We start from the raw sequence: 20,081 nt of genomic DNA, 5'->3' as shown, positions 1-20,081 counted from the left end.
AATGCCTATGTGGGGAGCCAGAAATTTTCTTTCCGGCCGTACTGCTATTATAGCAGGAAGTGGTGTTTTACCGATTACTGTTGCGCAGGCTCTTGAGAAGAATGGAGAGAATCCTTTTCTTGTGCTTTTGCATGGTGAGGCAGATTCTGTTCTTTATCGTTATGAACACTGCGAGCTATCAATTGTAGAGTTAGCGCGACTCGTTAAAATCTTAAAAGAAGCTGGAGTTTATAATGTTGTTTTGGCAGGTGGTGTAAAAAAGCGACCACTTCTTACACAATTGCGACTGGACTGGACAACATTTTTAGCTCTTCCTAAGTTAATTGGGGCTTTGAGGAGGGGGGACGATGCGTTATTAAAAGCTTTTATACGGGTTATTGAAGCGCACGGTTTTTCTGTTATTGGTGCTCACGAAATAGTTCCAGATCTTTTAGCTCCTATAGAATTTAATTTAACAGTACGGCGTGCCACACAGAAAGAGAAGAAGGATATTTTTTTAGCAGCAGAAGCAGCAAAGCTTTTAGGTCAATTGGATATAGGACAAGCCGTTGTCGTTGTTCAAGGTAGGGTGGTTGCTCTGGAGGGGGCTGAGGGAACTGATAATATGTTGTGGCGTGTTTGTGAAATGCGAGAAAGAGGGCAAATTCCCCCTCAAGGTGGTGTTCTTGTTAAATGCGCAAAGCCACAACAGGATAATCGCGTTGATTTGCCATCAATTGGGCCTGCTACAATAATGAATATTGCAAAGAGTGGTTTATCTGGTATTGCGGTGGAGGCAAATAGAAGTCTCATATTATCGGTGAAAACAACAATAGAAAAAGCCAACAAATATTCTCTATTTATAGAAACATTTGAAAAGGCTGACCATGAATAATTGTTTCTTAAAAGTTGCTATTGTTGCAGGTGAGGAATCTGGTGATTTGCTCGGGGCTGATTTAATTTCTTGTTTATCACAACAAATAGGAGGCAACATTCATTTGATAGGTGTTGGGGGACAGCATTTAAAGGCATTAGGTTTAAAAAGCTTTTTTGATTCTCATGATATTGCTTTAATAGGTTTAAAGGAGGTATTGAAAAAATTACCGTTGCTGCTGCTGCATATTCGTAATTTATCCAAATTTATCGCACAAGAACAGCCTGATTGTTTAATTATTATTGATAGTCCTGATTTCACGCATCGTGTTGCAAAAAAGGTACGTACTTTAGCGCCTTCTATTCCGATTATTAAATATATTGCACCAACCGTTTGGGCATGGAGGCCAGGGCGTGCAAAAGCTATGTGCGGATTTGTTGATCATATCTTAGCGGTTTTTCCTTTTGAAGAAAAGGTTATGCAGGATTTGGGAGGTCCTGCTACCACCTATGTTGGACATCGTCTTTTGACATATCCTCCTCTTTTGAGAGTTCAGTCAGAAAAAAAGTGCCAAGAAGAACAAAGAAATTTGTGTGGTCACCAAACATCATCGCCTACATTGGTTATTTTGCCAGGATCACGCAATTTAGAGATTCGTTCTTTAATGCCTATTTTGGGAGAAACAGTAGAGGTTCTCTTACAACGTATCCCTCATTTACAGATTATTTTACCAACTTTGCCCCATTTGGTGGATAGAATCCGTGATTTTGTACAGGGCTGGAAAAGCAAAGTAGAGATTGTTGTTGGTGAAGATGAAAAATGGCGTGCTTTTGCGCAAGCAGATGTTGCTCTTGCAGCCCATGGAACGGTTTCTCTTGAATTAGCTTTAGCAAAAATTCCTATGGCTCTTTGCTATAAACTTGATCATTTTTCTAAATTATTTATTTTTCCTAAAATGATGTTATGGAGCGCTGCTCTTCCAAATATTATTGCTGATAAGCCGATTATTCCAGAATATTTGAATGAATTGATCCGTCCTGGTATGTTAGCAAGACAGGTAGAACAACTTTTATCTAATCCTTTATTGCGCCAGGTTCAACTCGATGCTTTTGAGATGGTGGAACAGAAAATGAAAACAGAAGTCCCATCGGGGATTGTAGGTGCGCAAAAAATTATCAATCTTTTAAGAAGTAGGGGTAAAATTATATAAATAAAGTAATATTTTGAGGACTAATGTTTAATTTTAGCAAGAAATTCACGGGCACGTTGGCTTTTAGGGTTGGTAAAAAATTTGTCAGAGGCTGTATCTTCAACAATTTTTCCATTTTCTAGAAAGAGTATTCTTTCTGAGACTTTTTTTGCGAAGCCCATTTCATGGGTAACGCAAAGCATTGTAATTCCAGTATCGGCCAATTGAGCGATTACTTCCAAAACTTCTCCCACACTTTCTGGATCAAGAGCTGAAGTGGGTTCATCAAAAAGCATGACTTCAGGTTCCATACAAAGCGCACGAGCAATTGCAACACGCTGTTGTTGTCCACCAGAAAGTTGTAAAGGATATTTTTCACAGTGTTTTTCAATACCGACATGCGTTAAGTAACGAATTGCCCGTTCTTTTGCTTGTTGTTTGGAAAGTCCTTGAACTGTCATGGGGGCTAAAATACAATTTTGTAGAACACTCATATGAGGAAATAAATTAAAGTTCTGAAAAACCATTCCTATCTTTCGCAGAACATTTTTTTGCTGTTGTAGAGGAGCAGTATTGATATCAACGTTATGAATACAGATTGAACCTTTTTGTGCTTGTTCTAATTGATTAATACAACGAATTAGCGTTGATTTTCCTGATCCAGATGGTCCACAAATAACGATATGTTCACCAGCTTGAACATCAAAGTTGATATTATGGAGGACCTGAAAGTTTCCATACCATTTATTGAGGTTTTGAATGGAAATTACAGAGTTTTTACTGGGAGAGATTGATTGATTATTTTTTAAATTCATCTTGTTTTATTCTTTCATTGATGAATAAATTGATTAATGCACCATTTTGATTTGGTAAAGTTTTTTATGATCACTTTATTTTACCGTAAATATCGCGTGAGATGATGTTCGATAAAAACAATAAAACGATGAATGAGTTCAACAATAAAAAGATAGATAAGTGCGGACCAAACGTAAACTTGGAAGTCGAATGTACGTGAATAAGTGAGTTTAGCAATTCCCATTAAATCATAAACAGTAACAAGTGAGGCAATGGCACTCGATTTAATCATTAAAATCAACTCATTTCCTAAGGGGCGTAATGCTACAATCATTGCTTGTGGAAGAATAACTCTAAAAAATGTGACAGAATTGCTCAGACCTAAAGCTTTTGACGCTTCACGTTGTCCAGTGGTTACGGATAGAAAACTTCCTTTAAAGATCTCAGATTGATAGGCCGCAGAATTGAGTGTGAAAATAAAAAGACAACAATACCACGCGTTTTGAAAAAACCACCATAGACCAACCTGTTGCCAAAAATTGTTCATTGAACCAAGTCCATAATAAAAAAGGAAGAGTTGGGCTAACAAAGGAGAGCCGCGGAAAAAATAGACATAAGCATTTGCAAAATATTGTAAAAATGTATTCTTTGATAAACGTGCAGAAGCGATAAGCATACCAAGGAAAAAACCAAGAGAACAAGAAATAAAAACAAGCTCAACAGTAACAATCAAGCCATCAATAAATTTTGGCCCATAACGGCTTAAAAGATCAGGATTAAAAAGGAAATAAAGCCACTCAGGAATCATTAACTTAGTACCTTTTTATAGCCTATTTGAGTGTATGTTTCTAAATAGCGTAAGATTGCGGCAAAAAACGCTGAAAATAATAAATAGAGTAAGCAGGCAACAAGATAAAATAGCATGGGTTTATTGGTCGCAGCGACAGCTAAATTCGTTTGTCGCATGAGGTCAACAAGCGCGATAGTTGAAACGAGGGATGTATCTTTCAGTAAAGTAAGCCAATTATTAGAAAGTCCTGGCAAGGCATTTCGGATGAGCTGAGGCAGGACAATACGAAAGAATGTGGTTGAGCGTGAAAGCCCTAAAGCTTTAGCAGCCTCATATTGCCCTTTATCAAAAATGTTGAATGCTCCAAGCCAAACTTCACAAGAAAAAGCGGCAAGAACCATACTCAGAGCAAGAACACCAGCAACAAAAGCATTGATACTAAACATGACTTCAAGATTAAAATAATCAAAGACATTTTGAATAAGGCTTTGTAATCCGTAGTACACTAAAAACAAGGTTAAAAGTTCTGGGAGCCCACGAAACACCGTTGAAAAAAGACGTGCAATAGCTTTTGCTATCTTAATATCAGATCGAATCATCACAGCATTTAAAAGTCCTAGAGGAAGTCCAAGAAGGCCACAACATAAGGCCAATGACAGTGTCATTCCTGCGCTAGAAAGTATCACCATTCCCCATCCACCATTGCTAAATGATAGCAATGCTAAATTTTCAATCATTCTTGTGTTCCTCATGAAAGAGTTAGATAATGTTTTTAAAAATCAACAGTAGATTTCATTTAAATATCATAGGGATCTTTAATAGACATCGCTTGTAAAATATTTTCTCATAATTTTCTCATAAGTTCCATCCAAACGGATTTCTTTTATTGCTTCATTGAACTTATTTTTAAGATCATTATTGTTTTGACGCAGCGCAATTGCAACAGGAAATTTTGTTTCTTCCAGAGTTCCTAGGAGGAGACAGCAATTTTTTCCTTCATTTTTAAGCCAATTTAATGCTTGTAATTTATCAACAATAATCACATCAAGTCGATGATTTAAAAGGTCACGATTCACTTCTATTGTAGAAGGATAGAGTTTGATTTTTACCTCTTCAGAGGCATAATGGTCTTCTGCATAAACAGCTTGTGTTGTATTTGATTGTACACCAAGATTTTTGCCTCTAAAGCTTTGTGACGAGATTTCTTTAATTCCCGAATCTTTGGTAACAATGACAGCCAGTGCTGTATCGTAGTAAGGATCTGTGAAGTCAATTTTTTGTAAACGCTCTTGTGTATGGGAAAGGGAAGCAACGATCGCATCATATTTTTTTGCAATAAGTCCGGGGATCATCCCCTCGAAATCTTGCGTGACGATTGTACACTCAACTTTCATTTTTTTACAAAGGGCATAAGATATATCAATATCAAACCCTTTAAGCTCATTATTTGAGTCAATATAACTAAAGGGAGGATAAGTGCCTTCACTAGCGATTTTTAATGTTTTCGCATCAGCCAATGGGGTGAATAGCGCGGCGCCTATTATAAGAGCTCCTGCGAATAGTTTCATGATATTCTCCTATTGGATAAGCGGGCAAATATGAAATCGTCACGTTTTTATAATCTGTAAGCTTTTCTGGAGCAATGCAAAAATTTATCGCTGTTTATTTTAGATTGTGATGCTGGACATTATTATCAAAAAATTATCTTTTTCATTAATTGAGAGAAGAATAAATATCTCATCGTTGTATGATGCTTAATTTCCATTGAAATGATATGTTTACATCATTTCATAAGTAAAAACTGAAGGCTTTTCTTTAAAGATAAGCTCTTCAATTTGTACATAAAATTAGATTTAGATAAGATAACAATACAATCTCATTGTTGTCATTGGATTCCATAAACATTTAACTATCGAGAAACAATTAAAAAAAAATAATTTTTTTGATAGATGTAAATCCTTCTTATGAAAATGCTGAATTTCCACCTATTTTTTTATGTTCAACAAAAGGCTAAAGATATTTCTTAAAAAGATCCAAATTTAATTGATATTGAATATAAAATATTTCCTCATAATTTTCTCATAGGTTCCATCGGCGCGTATTTCTTCTATTGCTTTATTAAAGCTGTTTTTAAGATCATTATTGTTTTGACGGATTGCAATTGCGACAGGAATTTTTTTTTCTTCTAAAGTTCCTAGAAGCTTACAGCAATCTTTTCCTTCATTTTCAAGCCAATTTAATGCCTTTAATTGATCAAAGATGATGATATCAAGTCGGTGGCTTAAAAGATCACGATTCACTTCTATTGCTGTAGGATAAAGTTTGATATTCACGCCTTCAGAGGCATAATGATCCTCTGCATAGGCAGCTTGTGTTGTATTTGATTGTACACCAAGGTTTTTACCTCTAAAGGCTTGTGTTGAGATTTCTGTAATCCCCGAATTTTTGGTCACAATGACAGCCAGTGCTGTGTTGTAATAAGGATCTGTAAAATCAATTTTTTGTAAGCGCTCTTTTGTAGGAGAAAGGGAAGAAACAATCGCATCATATTTTTTGGACAGAAGGCCGGGAATCATCCCCTCGAAGTCTTGCGTGACAATCATACATTCAACATTCATTTTTTCACAAAGGGCATAAGATATATCAATATCAAACCCTTTAAGCTCATTATTTGAGTCAATGTAACTAAACGGGGGATAAGAAGCATCACTTGCAATTTTCAGCGTTTGAGAATTAGCTGATAGAGTAAAGAATGTTGCGCTTATTATAAGAGCTTTTCCTAATAACTTCATTATGTTCTCCTATTCAATAAGCTGACAAATATGAAACTATGAGGCATTTTTATAATCTGTAAGCTCTTTAGGAGCAATGTAAAAATTTATCTGTCTCCATTTTGCTATCATTACGCTAAATTACAGTCAAAAAAAAAGAGTTATTCGTATCAAGTATGGGGGGAGAAGTACGGGAAAGAAGGAAAGTTCTTGTTAATGATGGAATGAATAATAATAGTTTCATTTAAAATTAATTAATTATCTTTGTAAAAAATTTTAAAGGATGTTTTTAATCATTTACAATAAAGCTCCAGTTTACTGAAGCTTTATTGATTTCTTTGCTTTAATTGGCACGTTTATCTATAGGAACATAGTCACGCGTAGCATAGCCTGTATAGAGTTGTCGAGGACGACCAATTTTTTGTGCAGGATCTTCAATCATTTCTTTCCACTGTGCCACCCACCCGACACTGCGTGCTAATGCAAAAAGAACAGTAAACATTTCGGTTGGAAAGCCTAGAGCTTTTAATGTAATACCGGAATAGAAATCAACATTGGGATAAAGCTTTTTCTCAATAAAGTATTCATCACTTAAGGCAATTTTTTCCAGTTCTATTGCAATATCAAGAAGTGGATCATCTTGAATATTGAGCTCTTTTAAAACTTCATGACAGGTTTTTTGCATGATTTTTGCACGTGGGTCATAATTTTTATAGACTCGGTGACCAAAACCCATAAGGCGGAAAGGATCATTTTTATCTTTTGCACGAGCAATAAATTCAGGAATTCTTTTAATAGAACCGATTTCCTGTAGCATTTTTAGACATGCTTCATTGGCGCCGCCATGTGCTGGTCCCCAAAGGCATGCAACACCTGCAGCAATACAGGCAAACGGATTAGCCCCTGATGATCCAGCAAGACGTACCGTAGATGTAGAAGCATTTTGTTCATGATCTGCATGAAGGATAAAGATTTGATCCATTGCCCGAACAAGCACAGGGTTTGCTTTATATTCTTCACAAGGAACAGCAAAGCACATACGGAGGAAATTTGCAGCATAACTAAGATCATTGCGTGGATAAACAAATGCTTGTCCAATACTATATTTATAGACCATAGCAGCAAGTGTTGGAACTTTTGAGATAAGACGAACAGAAGCAATCATTCTCTGGTGAGGGTCTGTAATATCAATAGAGTCGTGATAGAAAGCAGACATAGCACCAAGACAGGCAACCATGACAGCCATGGGATGGGAGTCACGACGAAAACCGTGGAAGAAGCGTGAAAATTGTTCGTGGACCATTGTATGTTGCATGATACATCGATCAAAGTCGTTTTTTTCTTGCTGTGTTGGGAGTTCCCCATAAAGAAGAAGATAACAACTTTCGAGAAAATCACCTTTTTCAGCCAATTGGTCGATAGGATATCCACGATAAAGCAATATCCCTTTATCGCCATCAATATAAGTAATTTTTGATTCACAAGAAGCCGTTGAAGTAAAACCAGGATCATAAGTAAAAATATCGGTTTCTTTGTAGAGAGAAGAAATTTCGATGACTTCAGGTCCACTCGTGCCTTTACGCAGGGGAAGCTCTATTTTTTTATCATTCACAATAATATGTGCGTTATTCTCAGACATTCGGTATTCCTTTCAGATCCTTCTCTTCTAAAAATTAAGACTCTGCTTCATGAGAGTGCGAGATATATAATAACTGAAGCTTTTCTTACTTATATTGAGGGTAGATTGCCTCTAAAAATGAGCACATGCAATCTAAAAATATTTCCTTATTGATCATTATTACTCAATAAAAACTGTATTTCAATGATATAAAATAAAAAAACTCTTTTAGATTGCATTGAAGTATCTACATGAGATATTCATGTAAGGAGATATACTCACTCAGTACACATTATGAACCTATTGTTGTGATAAGTTGGTCATTAATGCGATGAAGAGATTCATCGCGTCCCAATAAAGTCAAAACATCCAAAACACCTGGCGATGTGGTACACCCTGTAAGAGCCGCACGAAGGGGTTGGGCGATAGATCCAAATTTAAGATTCTGTGTTTGGATATAAGAGCGAAGAGTTTCATCGAGGGCTTTTGTATTCCAAGAGGGACAAGCTTTTAAGGCAAGATAAAGATCATTTAAAATGGTTCGTCCATTTTTATCTAAAAGCATTTGTGCTTTTTCGTTAAGCTGTAATGGTCTTTGCGTAAAAATGAAGGAGGCATTGTCAATCAGTTCACACAGTGTTTTTGAACGCTCTTTCAAATGTGGGATTGCTTTAAAAAATTGAACACGACGTTGTTCATCAAGACTTTCAATGATTTGTGCTCCCCCATCAGTTTCTGGTAGAATATCAAGAGCGGCATCAAAAAGTTCTTGATCATTGCTCATGCGCATATAATGTCCGTTGATGGAATCAAGCTTTTTGAGGTCGAAACGAGCAGCGCCTTTGTTAATATCTTCAATATCAAACCAAGAAATCATATCTTTAAGTGACATGAGTTCGTCATCACCATGGCTCCATCCTAAACGGACAAGGTAATTGCGCAAAGCAGCAGGAAGGTACCCCATTGTTCGATAAGCATCAACACCGAGCGCACCATGCCGCTTTGATAATTTTGCACCGTTTTCACCATGGATAAGAGGAATATGAGCCATAACAGGAATATCCCATCCCATAGCTTTAAAGATGATCGTTTGTCGGGCTGCATTGGTTAGATGATCATCACCCCGTATGATATGTGTGACACCCATATCGTGATCATCAACGACAACAGCATGCATATAGGTAGGCGAACCATCAGAACGCAAAATAATAAAGTCATCTAAATCTTTATTAGGAAAACGAACATCACCTTGAACACGATCGTGTACAATCGTTTCTCCATCTTCAGGGGCTTTGATGCGAATAACAGGTTTGACACCTTGAGGTGCTTCAGAAATTTCTCGGTTACGCCAACGTCCATCATAACGTGGTGGGCGTCCTTCTGTACGGGCTTTTTCACGCATTTCAGCTAACTCTTCAGGTGAGGCATAACAATAATATGCTTTGCCATTTTTGACCAACTGTTCGGCGATCTGGCGGTGACGTTCTGCACGTTCGAATTGTGAAATAGGGGAACCATCATAACTAAGCCCCATCCAGTGTAAGCCATCTATAATGGCTTTTACAGCTGCTTCTGTTGAGCGTTCTCGGTCTGTATCTTCAATGCGTAGAAGCATTTTCCCACCGGTATGTTTTGCATAAAGCCAATTAAAAAGAGCAGTACGAGCCCCACCAATATGAAGGAATCCTGTGGGAGAGGGGGCAAAACGAGTAATAACAGACACGAATATTTTCCTTTAAATTGAGGTATTACATATGGAACTTTATAGAAAGGTTATGTTAGCATAGGTGACGAGGTGTGCAATAGCCGCATTGCGAGTTAAAGTGGGGGGCGGATGTTTAATCAAAGTAAAGTTAAAAAGGGTTTATCCGCAAAATCTGTTATAGAAAGAAAAAACACATGTCAAATAGGGCAGGGTGTTTTTTCCAGGTGTGATGATGCAAAGAATGGTAGTTATAACCAACAAAATCTTTTTTTATTGACGCTCTTAAAAGAAGCAATCATCGTTATGAGAAAATGGTTAGCGGATTGTATCGATAAAGAAGTTTCTTTTGGTATCCTTTTTTCGCTGATTTTAGTCTTTTTTTCCCTAGGAATCATTTTTTATTTTCATTTAGAACAGGAGCTAAGCTGGGAACAATTGGGGGTATTGGTTAGCATCTTTTTGGTAATATTCTACATTGCACGTTTTTATCGAAAAATATGGATTCCTACGGGATTTTTGTTTTGTATCGTATTGGGGGCTTTGGCGGCAAAAATAGAAACGTGGCGTATTGCAACACCCATGTTAAGCAGTGACATTGTCACCACATTGACGGGAAGAATTGTTTCCGTTGAGTCAGTTACCAAAGGGGGATTTCGTTTAGTTTTGGATGTTTTGAGTACAGAAAAGCCCATATTACACCATAGTCCTCATCGTGTTCGTTTATCGGCAAGATATTTGCCATCTGGATTAGCAATTGGTGATGGTCTGTACGGGAGAGTTAAGATTCGTGCATTCTCTGGGGCGGTGCGTCCAGGAGGCTACGATTTTAGTTTTCATAATTACTTTAAAGGGATTGGGGCGCAAGGCGTTTATTTAGGAAAACCAAGAAAAATATCCATTTCGCAATCTGATGGAATATTCGCTATCGTTCTACAGAAAATTGAAAATTTACGTATGAAGATGACACAAAGAATCTGTCTCGCCATTGAAGGAGAAAAGGGAAGTGTTGCGGCAGCTCTCATAACAGGACAGCGTGCTGGGATTTCAAATGAGACAAATGAGGCACTGCGTGTGGCTGGATTAGCGCACATTTTATCCATATCAGGTTTACATATGGCTTTGTTGAGCGGGCTAGTTCTTTTGAGCATCCGTAGTTTTTTAGCATTTTTTCCAGTTTTTTCTTCTTATTATTCCAGTAAAAAATTGGCTGCTATCGTTGCATTTATGATAACAGCTTTTTATTTGCTCTTGTCGGGTTTAGCAATATCAGCGCAAAGAAGTTTTGTGATGATTGCTGTTATGTTGGTTGCTATATTGTGTAATCGCTCAGCTATCACAATGCGTAATTTTTCTATTGCGGGGTTAATAACTCTAGCGATTAGACCCCATGAAATATTAGGCCCTAGCTTTCAAATGTCTTTTTCTGCGACGGCTGCTTTGATTGCTTTTTTTGATTGGTGGAGCAGAAGGTCACTTTTTCGTACAAGAAAAATAATCTCCTCTTATGTTGGAGAAAGAGTGATAAATTTCGCTTTTATATCAATATTTTCAACATGTGCATCTTCGCTTATAGCAGGGAGTGCAAGTGGAATTTATGCTGCTTATCATTTTTCTAATGTGGCATCTTTAAGCATTATCAGTAATGCTTTTGCTTTGCCTATCATCTCAATTTTGGTTATCCCTTTCGGATTAATCGCAGTTCTTGCAATGTTAGGAGGATTCGAATGGCTTCCTCTTCAAATTATGGGATTTGGTGTTGATCTTGTGATAAAGATTGCACACGCTATCAAGACTATTTCTCCTGATTTGAATCCTGGTTTTATGCCGTTGTCTGCGTTAGTTTTATTGAGCATAGGCTTGGTTGGACTGACTTTTTGCAGAACACCCATCAGGCTCTTTTTTAATCTTTTTATTGTAGCTGGTATTACTATTTGTATAATGCATTCACCTATACAATTGATTATAGCAGATAATATGCGTCTTGTGGGTGTTATCCAGGATAAAAAATTATATATTGATCGTTATCATCATTCTAAGTTCACGACATCCATCTGGAAAAAGTCATTTCATTTGAATGAAATAATTAAACCAACAAAGTATGGTCCTTCGTTTCATGGACAATTTATTTGTGATCATTATATATGCACATCCTTATTAGAGAATGGATTAAAAATTATCATTTTACGTGAAAAAATAGATCACTGTATAGAGGCAGATATCCTCATTCAGACATTTGTAATGCAGAATCCAACATGTCACAAGAAGGCAAAAATAATCTTTACGCCTCAACAAGTATTATCACGAGGAAGCGTTATGGTGACTAAAGATGGGGATATTATTTGGTTTTCGCTAGGGGCTCATAGGCCGTGGAATATGCACAGACAGCATTCACAAAAAAACCTATAATTTACGCATTTTTTTCATATTTGAACAATTGACAAAACAAAAAACAACAGAAGATATTTCTGATATATTTTTACGTTTTTTAAATTGATCAGTTTATCAATTGCATTGTGAATGAGGAAAATACCAACAAATTTTCTCGAAGAAATAAAAAAGATAATTGTTGATTATTTTTTTTATTCTTATCATATATTTCTATAATGCGTAATATCTTTTCAAGAAAAAGATGACGGTTAAGTTTAGATAGATTGAGTTTAAGAGGGTACCTTTTATTATTATTGTTATTGGTGGCAAGAGTGGTGATAAATGTTGTTTGCGGATAAAAGGTAAAGTCATTCATGGATGTTCAGCAGTTAAAAAAAAGGGCCGCTGTTAAAGCACTTGAATTTATTGAAGATGATATGCGGCTTGGTATCGGATCTGGTTCAACTGTTAATGAATTTATACGTCTTCTTGGTGAGCGTGTTGCGGATGGTCTGCGTGTGACCGGTGTTGCGACTTCACGATATTCTGAACAACTCTGTCATAAGTTTGGGGTGCCTGTTAGCACTTTAGAACAGATCCCTGAACTGGATCTGGATATTGACGGAGCAGATGAAATTGGTCCTGAAATGATGCTCATTAAAGGGGGAGGGGGAGCATTGTTGTATGAAAAAATTGTCGCATCGGCTTCTCGTGCAATGCTTGTTATTGCTGATGAAACAAAGATGGTCAAAAGACTTGGTGCTTTTGCACTACCGATTGAAGTGAATCCATTTGGTATCCATACAACACGCAAAGCCATCGAAAAAGTCGCAGATGATTTAGGACTTTCTGGAGAAATTGCATTGCGAATGAATGGAAAAAATCCTTTTAAAACAGATGGTGGTCATTTTATTCTTGATGCATTTTGGGGACGCATTTTGCAGCCCAAATTATTATCGGATGCGCTTCTTGCCATTCCTGGCGTTGTTGAGCATGGTCTTTTTTTGGGGTTGGCTTCACGTGCAATTGTAGCTATGACTGATGGTCAAATAAAAATTTTAGAACCATTTGATTTTTAGAAAAGACATTTACATGGTGATATGTTAGCACAATAAAAAAGTTTTTGGGTAGAATAACGAATTTAAATTATAATTAGCGATTGGGGTAATCATTAAATGAGGATAATATTTTCTTTTCAGCGTTTTTTTGTATATTTTGGTGCAATTGCCGTTTTTTTTGTGAATATTGGAATGGTTTATGCGCAAGGTGTGAGTGATCAACATTTAGATTCAGCCCGAAAGGCGATTAGAGCCATTCATGCAACGGATCAATTTGATAGTTTTTTACCAAATGCAGTCCATGATTTTAAAAATGAATTGATCAGTGACGATCCGAATTTAGCAACAGCTATTTCTGATATCGTTGATAAGCAGGCGCTTGCTTTAGCTAAAAGGCGCTCTGATCTGGAAAAAGAGATTGCTCATGTGTATGCAAAATATTTTACGCAAAAAGAGCTTGATGCAATCACAGCATTTTATAATTCTGATACCGGTAAAAAGTTTTTGACAGAAGTTCCTAATATTGCACGTGATTCCTATTCCGCATTTGATGTATGGCGTTCTACTCTTATGCAGGATCTTGTAGAAAATGTGAAAAAAGAAATGTCTGAAACACTTAATTTGAATAATTCTACGATGCCTATAAAATCAGAAGCTCCAGAAAATAAAAAATGACTTGATTGATAGAATGACAGCAATCAGAAATTTCTGATTTTTTAAAAGCGGCGGTTTTCCCGCCGTTTTTAATATTTTATTAAGAGTCTGTCCTTTTAGACTATTGCTTTATAGAAAAATATTCTTTTAAAAGAAAAAAGACTTTCATTTAATAATAAATGACTTTAGCCTATCGTTGCAAATATATAAGAAGGAATAGTTTGTGGGCTCTTTTGATTTTGATTTATTTGTTATTGGAAGTGGTTCTGGTGGGGTGCGTGCAGCAAGGCTTGCTGGAGGTCTTGGTAAGCGTGTCGCTATAGCAGAAGAATACCGTATAGGGGGGACTTGTGTTATTCGTGGTTGTGTTCCCAAAAAGCTTTATGTTTATGCTTCACAATATGCAAAAGAATTTAAGAAAAGTGTTGGTTTTGGGTGGGAATATGCAGATCCAATTTTTAGCTGGAAAAAGTTGGTTGCAGCCAAAAATAAAGAAATATCAAGATTAGAAGGGCTGTATCGTCAGGGGTTACAGAATAACAATGTGCATATTTATGAAAGCCGTGCTACTTTTATCAATGATCACACATTAGAGCTTTCTACTACGGGTGAGCGGGTAACTGCGGAAAAAATTTTGATTGCAACGGGGGCAAAAGTTGCACCAAATACGACCATAGAAGGTGCCGATTTTTGCCTGACGTCTAATGAGATTTTTGATCTTGATGAACTTCCAAAATCAATAGTCATTGTTGGTGGAGGATATATTGGTGTTGAATTTGCTAATATTTTTCATGGGTTAGGTGTAAAAACGACACTCCTTCATCGAGGTGATTTAATTCTTCGTGATTTTGATCACGATTTGCGACAATTGCTCAATGATGCAATGATTGAAAAAGGGATTTCTATTCTCTATGGAGTAACAATTTCTAAAGTTCAGGCGGCAGAAAATTGTTATAATGTTCTTTTATCAAATGGGCAAATGATCAACACGGATCAAGTTATGTTAGCCACAGGGCGTATGCCCAATACAGTGGGTTTAGGACTTGATAGGGCAGGTATAGAAGTTAATGCGTTTGGTGGTGTTATTGTTGATGAGAAAATGACCACAAATATCCCCCATATTTGGGCTGTAGGGGATGTAACGGGTCATATTCAATTAACACCTGTTGCGATACATGATGCAATGTGTTTCGTTAAGACAGCATTTGAAAATATTCCCACAAAACCTAATTATGACTTAATTACAACAGCAGTTTTTTCACAGCCTGAAATTGGAACGGTAGGTCTTTCAGAAGAAGAGGCGATACAGCGTTATAAGGGTCTTGAAATTTATCGGACAGTTTTTCGTCCTATGAAGAATGTTCTTTCCGGTAGTTCAGAAAAAATGTTTATGAAGCTCATTGTTGATGGTGGAAGTCGTATTGTTGTAGGCGCTCATATTTTAGGAGAAAACGCTGGTGAGATGGCACAACTTATTGGAATATCTCTCAAAGGTAAGCTGACGAAGGATATTTTTGATGAAACGATGGCGGTGCATCCAACGATGGCAGAAGAGTTGGTAACGATGTATAAACCAAGTTATATATATGAAAATGGGAAGAAAATAGAGAATTAAACAATACCTCAATGTGGTAAAAAGTTTTTGATATGCTAGGCTGGAAGCTTAATTTTTTAGAGAGAGTGTAATGATAAAAGAATGGGCGCCTGACTCTTGGAGAAAAAGGCCAATTAAGCAAGTTCCGACTTATCCGAATAAGTCTATGTTAGAAAATGTTGAACGAAAGCTGAGAAGATATCCGCCTTTGGTTTTTGCCGGTGAAGCACGTGATTTAAAAAATGAATTAGCAGCTGTTGCGAAAGGTAGAGCTTTTTTATTGCAAGGTGGTGATTGTGCTGAAAGCTTTGCAGAACATGAAGCTGATAATATTCGTGACTTTTTTCGTGTATTTTTGCAAATGGCGATTGTTTTAACCTTTGGGAGTTCTAAACCCGTTGTTAAAATTGGTCGTATTGCTGGTCAATTTGCAAAGCCCCGCTCTTCTGATGTCGAAAGCAAAGAGGGAGTCGAGCTTCCTTCTTATCGGGGGGATATTATCAATGGCATTGAGTTTGGAGCCGATTCTCGTATACCAGATCCGCAACGGATGTCTATGGCTTATCGCCAATCTGCAGCAACCCTTAATCTGTTGCGTGCTTTTTCACAAGGGGGGTATGCTAATTTAGAAAATGTTCACACATGGATGTTGAGTTTCGTTTCTAACAGTCCACAGGGGGAACGTTATGAATTATTGGCAGAACGTATTTCTGAAGCAATTGATTTTATGCGTTCCATAGGGATTACATCCAAAACGCATTCTTCATTGCGTGAAACATCTTTTTATACCAGTCACGAAGCGCTTTTGCTTGGTTATGAAGAGGCTTTGACTCGGATTGATTCAACTTCAGGACATTGGTATGCAACATCTGGCCATATGTTATGGATTGGTGACCGCACACGTCAGATTGACCATGCTCACGTTGAATATTGTCGCGGCATTAAAAATCCTATAGGATTAAAGTGTGGTCCTTCCATTGAGCCTGATGAGCTTTTAAAATTAATTGATATTTTAAATCCTGAAAACGAACTGGGGCGGCTTACTCTTATTACGCGCTTTGGTTATGATAAGGTTGAAAGTTATCTACCTAAACTCATTCGTGCTGTTGAGCGCGAGAAGCGAGAGGTTATATGGTCATGTGATCCAATGCATGGCAATACAATTACTGCCAATGGTTATAAGACGCGCCCCTTTGATTATGTTTTAAAAGAAGTAGAGAATTTTTTTGCAGTGCATCGTGGAGAGGGAACCTATCCAGGAGGCATTCATATTGAGATGACAGGTCGTGATGTAACGGAATGTACGGGCGGGGCGCATGCTATTTCTATCGATGATTTATCTGATCGTTATCATACGCAATGTGATCCACGATTAAATGCAGATCAAGCGTTAGAATTAGCTTTTCTTGTTGCTGAACTCCTTAAAAAAAATCGTGTGACTGATTCATTAGCACTTGTTGCTGGTGGGTAGGAAAAAAAATTTCTGGCATTTTTTATTTTAGATCGTTATGGCTGAAAAGAATTTTAAAAAATAATATTTCCGATGGTGAAGAATAAAGTTGTGGTTGCCAAACTGATGAAGTGATACAAAGACTTATGAAAGATAACTTTCGGGTAGCAGTTGCCCAATTAAATCCTATTGTCGGTGATATTGAGGGGAATTTTTCTCTAGCTGTCATGGCGCATCAAAAGGCTAAAGAAGAGGGGGCTGATCTTGTTTTATTCACAGAGCTTTTTATAAGCGCTTATCCCCCGGAAGATCTTGTTTTAAAGCCTGCTTTTACAAAAACATGTGAAGAGGCTATTGAGAAATTAGCAAAAACAACTGTAGGTGGAACAGGAATTGTCATTGGTCTTCCTTTAAGGCGTAATGGCAATATTTATAACGGTGTCATGCTTCTTGATGAAGGGCGAGTCATTGCCGAAAGCTTTAAGTTTGATTTACCTAATTACGCTGAGTTTGATGAAAAGCGTCTATTTTCTTCCGGAGCACGTCCTGAGCCTATCGTTTATCATGGGATAAAATTGGGAATAGTCATTTGTGAAGATATTTGGAATGATTCGTCTTTATGTGTAGAGCTTGGCAATAAAGGCGCTGAAATGATTTTGGTCCTTAACGGATCTCCCTACTATCGTAATAAAACCTTAAAACGTATAGACGTTGTTCATACGCAAGCACTTCAATCTGGAGTGCCAATTATCTATGCTAATCAAGTTGGTGGGCAAGATGAGCTAGTTTTTGATGGAGGATCTTTTGCCTTGAATGGACAAGGTCAAAAGGTGTTTCAAATGAAACACTTTGACAGTCATCTCGCTTTGAGCCATTGGCAACGAACAACGACAGGGTGGCACTGTGTTTCAGGTCCGAAGGAAAGTCTTCTCAATGGATTAGCCGCTGATTATCAAGCTTGTGTTTTGGGTTTGAGAGATTATGTCAATAAAAATTGCTTTAAAGATGTTATTCTTGGTCTTTCAGGAGGAATTGATTCAGCCCTATGTACAGCAATGGCGGTGGATGCTCTTGGTGCTGAGAGGGTTCGTACCTTTATGATGCCCTATCATTATACTTCGCAAGAATCATTAAACGATGCCAAAGAATGTGCCCATCGTTTGGGATGTCACTATGAAATCATACCGATTGAGCAAGCTGTTGAGGCTTTTTTGAATATAGTATCGCCTCTTTTTTTAGGTTTACCCTCTGATGTAACAGAAGAAAATCTTCAAAGTCGTATACGCGGTACACTTTTAATGGCTCTGTCAAATAAATTTGGTTCAATGGTGGTGACAACAGGCAATAAGTCGGAAATGGCTGTAGGATATGCAACGTTGTATGGTGATATGAATGGAGGTTTTAATCCTCTTAAAGATATTTATAAAATGCAAGTTTATGCATTAGCTGAGTGGCGCAATAAAAATTATTTGCATCATTTAAAGGGACCAGAAGGAATTGTCATACCACCCAATATTATAGAAAAAGCACCTTCTGCAGAGCTGCGGGAAAATCAAAAAGATGAAGATTCTCTACCCCCTTATCCTATTCTAGATGATATTTTGCAATCTCTTGTAGAAAATGACATGAGTATTTGTGATGTTGTTCAACGTGGGCATGTACGAGAAACTGTTGAGAAAATTGAACAGCTTCTTTATGGTGCTGAATATAAAAGGCGACAATCTGCACCCGGTGTAAAAATCAGTTACAAGAATTTCGGACGCGATCGTCGTTATCCTATTGTCAATCATTTTCGCGATAAAAATTGAGTATTCTTTTATGGTTAAAGTTCGTTTTGCTCCCTCTCCAACAGGTTATATTCATATTGGTAATATTCGTAGTGCGCTTTTCAATTGGCTTTATGCACGGGCGCATAAAGGAAAGTTTATTTTGCGCTATGATGATACAGATATTGAGCGTTCTAAACAGGAATATATCGATGCTATTGCTGTTGATCTTGAATGGCTTGGTATTCAACCAGATACAATTTATTACCAATCTAAACGATTTAATCGATATGATGAAGTGGCAGAAATTCTCAAACAACGTGGTTTGCTTTATCCCTGTTATGAAACAGCAGAAGAATTAGAGCGACGCCGTAAAATAAAGCTTTCACGCAAACTGCCTCCTATTTATGACCGTGCAGCATTGAAGTTGACAGCAGAAGAGAGAAAAAACTTTGAATCACAAGGTCGTAAACCCCATTGGCGTTTTCTTCTTCCTAATTTTGAAAATAATCCTTTGCAAACAAAGCGAACAGAAGTTTGCTGGAATGATGCTGTAAAGGGAAAGCAGACGATAGATTTAGCTTCTCTTTCAGATCCTATTCTTATTCGTGAAGATGGAACCTATCTTTATACATTACCGTCTGTTGTGGATGATGTCGATATGGCCATTACACATATTATTCGTGGCGATGATCATGTTACAAATACAGGAGCTCAGATTGCTCTTTTTAAAGCTCTTGGTGCGGAATTACCGGTTTTTGGTCATTTCAATTTATTGGCAACAGTTTTAGGAAAAGGATTTTCAAAACGTAACAATGATCTTTCTATTCGTTCTCTACGGGAAGAAGGATTTGAATCGATAGCTGTTCAGTGTCTTGCTGTTTTGATTGGGACATCACAAAATGTGCATCCCTACCCCCATCAAGAAGCGCTTTTAGAACATTTTAATTTACAAAATACATCAAAATCCATTGCAAAATTTGATATTTCTGATCTTTATACTTTGAATAGTCATCTTGTTCATGAATTAAATTATGAGGACGTTAAAACGCGCCTTCAAAATCTTTCTATTAAAGGAGAAAAGGCGGAATATTTCTGGAATGCGATAAGAAGCAATATTGATAAAGTCAATGATGCTGTCTTGTGGTGGAAAATTATTCATGAAGAAAAGAGTTTTGATACCGTGGCACGAGAGGATCGTGAATTTGTACAGCAGTCACTCAATTTTTTACCTGAGGGTGTATTGAAGGATGAAAGTTGGCAAGTCTGGACAAAAGTATTAAAAGAAAAAACGGGGCGGAAAGGAAAATCTTTATTTATGCCATTACGTCAAGCACTTACGGGCATGGATCATGGACCAGAAATGGGAAAGCTTTTACAGCTTTTAGGGCGCGAAAAGGTAATAGAAAGACTCTCTAGGAAATAAGAGAAATTTTTAAAAACATTTTTTATTTATTTTTACGTGGAGAAT

Annotated in this window: 16 protein-coding genes; 9 read left to right on the top strand and 7 right to left on the bottom strand. The window is 37.2% G+C overall.

Annotation, left to right across the window (positions count from 1 at the left end; translation table 11 throughout):
- Position 1: 1 nt before the first annotated feature.
- A complete protein-coding gene (locus NNJ85_RS01930) occupies positions 2-874 on the top strand; it encodes an LpxI family protein (RefSeq protein ID WP_254473117.1) in 873 nt (290 codons plus the stop codon).
- Positions 867-2,063 carry a lipid-A-disaccharide synthase gene (gene lpxB, locus NNJ85_RS01925; protein ID WP_254473115.1) on the top strand — a complete coding sequence of 399 codons (1,197 nt, stop codon included), beginning with the start codon at positions 867-869 and terminating at the stop codon, positions 2,061-2,063. The genes NNJ85_RS01930 and lpxB overlap by 8 nt, the downstream gene beginning before the upstream one ends.
- Positions 2,064-2,083: 20 nt before the next feature.
- On the opposite strand, the gene NNJ85_RS01920 is transcribed toward lpxB, so the two are convergent.
- The 7 genes from NNJ85_RS01920 to gltX (NNJ85_RS01890) form a co-directional block, all read right to left on the bottom strand.
- Positions 2,084-2,857 carry an amino acid ABC transporter ATP-binding protein gene (locus NNJ85_RS01920; protein ID WP_254473113.1) on the bottom strand — a complete coding sequence of 258 codons (774 nt, stop codon included), beginning with the start codon at positions 2,855-2,857 and terminating at the stop codon, positions 2,084-2,086.
- Between the two features lie 80 nt (positions 2,858-2,937).
- Positions 2,938-3,645: an ABC transporter permease gene (locus tag NNJ85_RS01915; RefSeq protein ID WP_254473111.1), complete on the bottom strand. Its 708-nt coding sequence runs from the start codon at positions 3,643-3,645 to the stop codon at positions 2,938-2,940.
- Positions 3,645-4,364 (bottom strand): ABC transporter permease, encoded by a 720-nt coding sequence (locus NNJ85_RS01910; RefSeq protein ID WP_254473109.1) that lies wholly within the window; start codon positions 4,362-4,364, stop codon positions 3,645-3,647. The genes NNJ85_RS01915 and NNJ85_RS01910 overlap by 1 nt, the downstream gene beginning before the upstream one ends.
- A 78-nt stretch (positions 4,365-4,442) precedes the next feature.
- Complete coding sequence (locus NNJ85_RS01905) at positions 4,443-5,195, bottom strand: transporter substrate-binding domain-containing protein (protein WP_254473106.1); 753 nt, start codon at positions 5,193-5,195, stop codon at positions 4,443-4,445.
- Between the two features lie 471 nt (positions 5,196-5,666).
- Positions 5,667-6,419 (bottom strand): transporter substrate-binding domain-containing protein, encoded by a 753-nt coding sequence (locus NNJ85_RS01900; protein WP_254473104.1) that lies wholly within the window; start codon positions 6,417-6,419, stop codon positions 5,667-5,669.
- A gap of 322 nt (positions 6,420-6,741) precedes the next feature.
- Entirely contained in the window at positions 6,742-8,037 is a 1,296-nt protein-coding gene (gltA, locus tag NNJ85_RS01895) for a citrate synthase (protein WP_254473102.1), read from the bottom strand.
- Between the two features lie 271 nt (positions 8,038-8,308).
- The gene (gltX, locus tag NNJ85_RS01890) at positions 8,309-9,739 is read right to left on the bottom strand and encodes a glutamate--tRNA ligase (protein ID WP_254473099.1); all 1,431 of its coding nucleotides are present in this window, start codon (positions 9,737-9,739) and stop codon (positions 8,309-8,311) included.
- A gap of 111 nt (positions 9,740-9,850) precedes the next feature.
- On the opposite strand from gltX (NNJ85_RS01890), the gene NNJ85_RS01885 reads away from it, so the two are divergent.
- From NNJ85_RS01885 to gltX (NNJ85_RS01855), 7 genes are all read left to right on the top strand, one after another.
- Complete coding sequence (locus NNJ85_RS01885) at positions 9,851-12,127, top strand: ComEC/Rec2 family competence protein (protein WP_254473098.1); 2,277 nt, start codon at positions 9,851-9,853, stop codon at positions 12,125-12,127.
- Between the two features lie 335 nt (positions 12,128-12,462).
- Positions 12,463-13,167, top strand: a complete 705-nt coding sequence (rpiA, locus tag NNJ85_RS01880; protein WP_254473096.1) for a ribose-5-phosphate isomerase RpiA — start codon at positions 12,463-12,465, stop codon at positions 13,165-13,167.
- Positions 13,168-13,263: 96 nt separating this feature from the next.
- Positions 13,264-13,821, top strand: a complete 558-nt coding sequence (locus tag NNJ85_RS01875) for a DUF2059 domain-containing protein (protein ID WP_254473093.1) — start codon at positions 13,264-13,266, stop codon at positions 13,819-13,821.
- Positions 13,822-14,023: 202 nt separating this feature from the next.
- Positions 14,024-15,415 (top strand): glutathione-disulfide reductase, encoded by a 1,392-nt coding sequence (gene gor / locus NNJ85_RS01870; RefSeq protein ID WP_254473092.1) that lies wholly within the window; start codon positions 14,024-14,026, stop codon positions 15,413-15,415.
- A 70-nt stretch (positions 15,416-15,485) separates the two neighbouring features.
- Positions 15,486-16,865: a class II 3-deoxy-7-phosphoheptulonate synthase gene (locus tag NNJ85_RS01865; RefSeq protein ID WP_254473090.1), complete on the top strand. Its 1,380-nt coding sequence runs from the start codon at positions 15,486-15,488 to the stop codon at positions 16,863-16,865.
- A 125-nt stretch (positions 16,866-16,990) separates the two neighbouring features.
- Complete coding sequence (locus NNJ85_RS01860; protein WP_254473088.1) at positions 16,991-18,652, top strand: NAD+ synthase; 1,662 nt, start codon at positions 16,991-16,993, stop codon at positions 18,650-18,652.
- A gap of 10 nt (positions 18,653-18,662) precedes the next feature.
- Positions 18,663-20,036, top strand: coding sequence for a glutamate--tRNA ligase (gltX, locus tag NNJ85_RS01855; RefSeq protein WP_254473086.1), 1,374 nt, complete (start codon positions 18,663-18,665; stop codon positions 20,034-20,036).
- Positions 20,037-20,081 lie beyond the last annotated feature (45 nt).

The organism is Bartonella sp. B1098, from assembly GCF_944896145.1.
Lineage (GTDB): Bacteria > Pseudomonadota > Alphaproteobacteria > Rhizobiales > Rhizobiaceae > Bartonella.
Note: the sequence above shows the minus strand (reverse complement) of the source record. Positions and strands in the feature narration are given on the sequence as shown.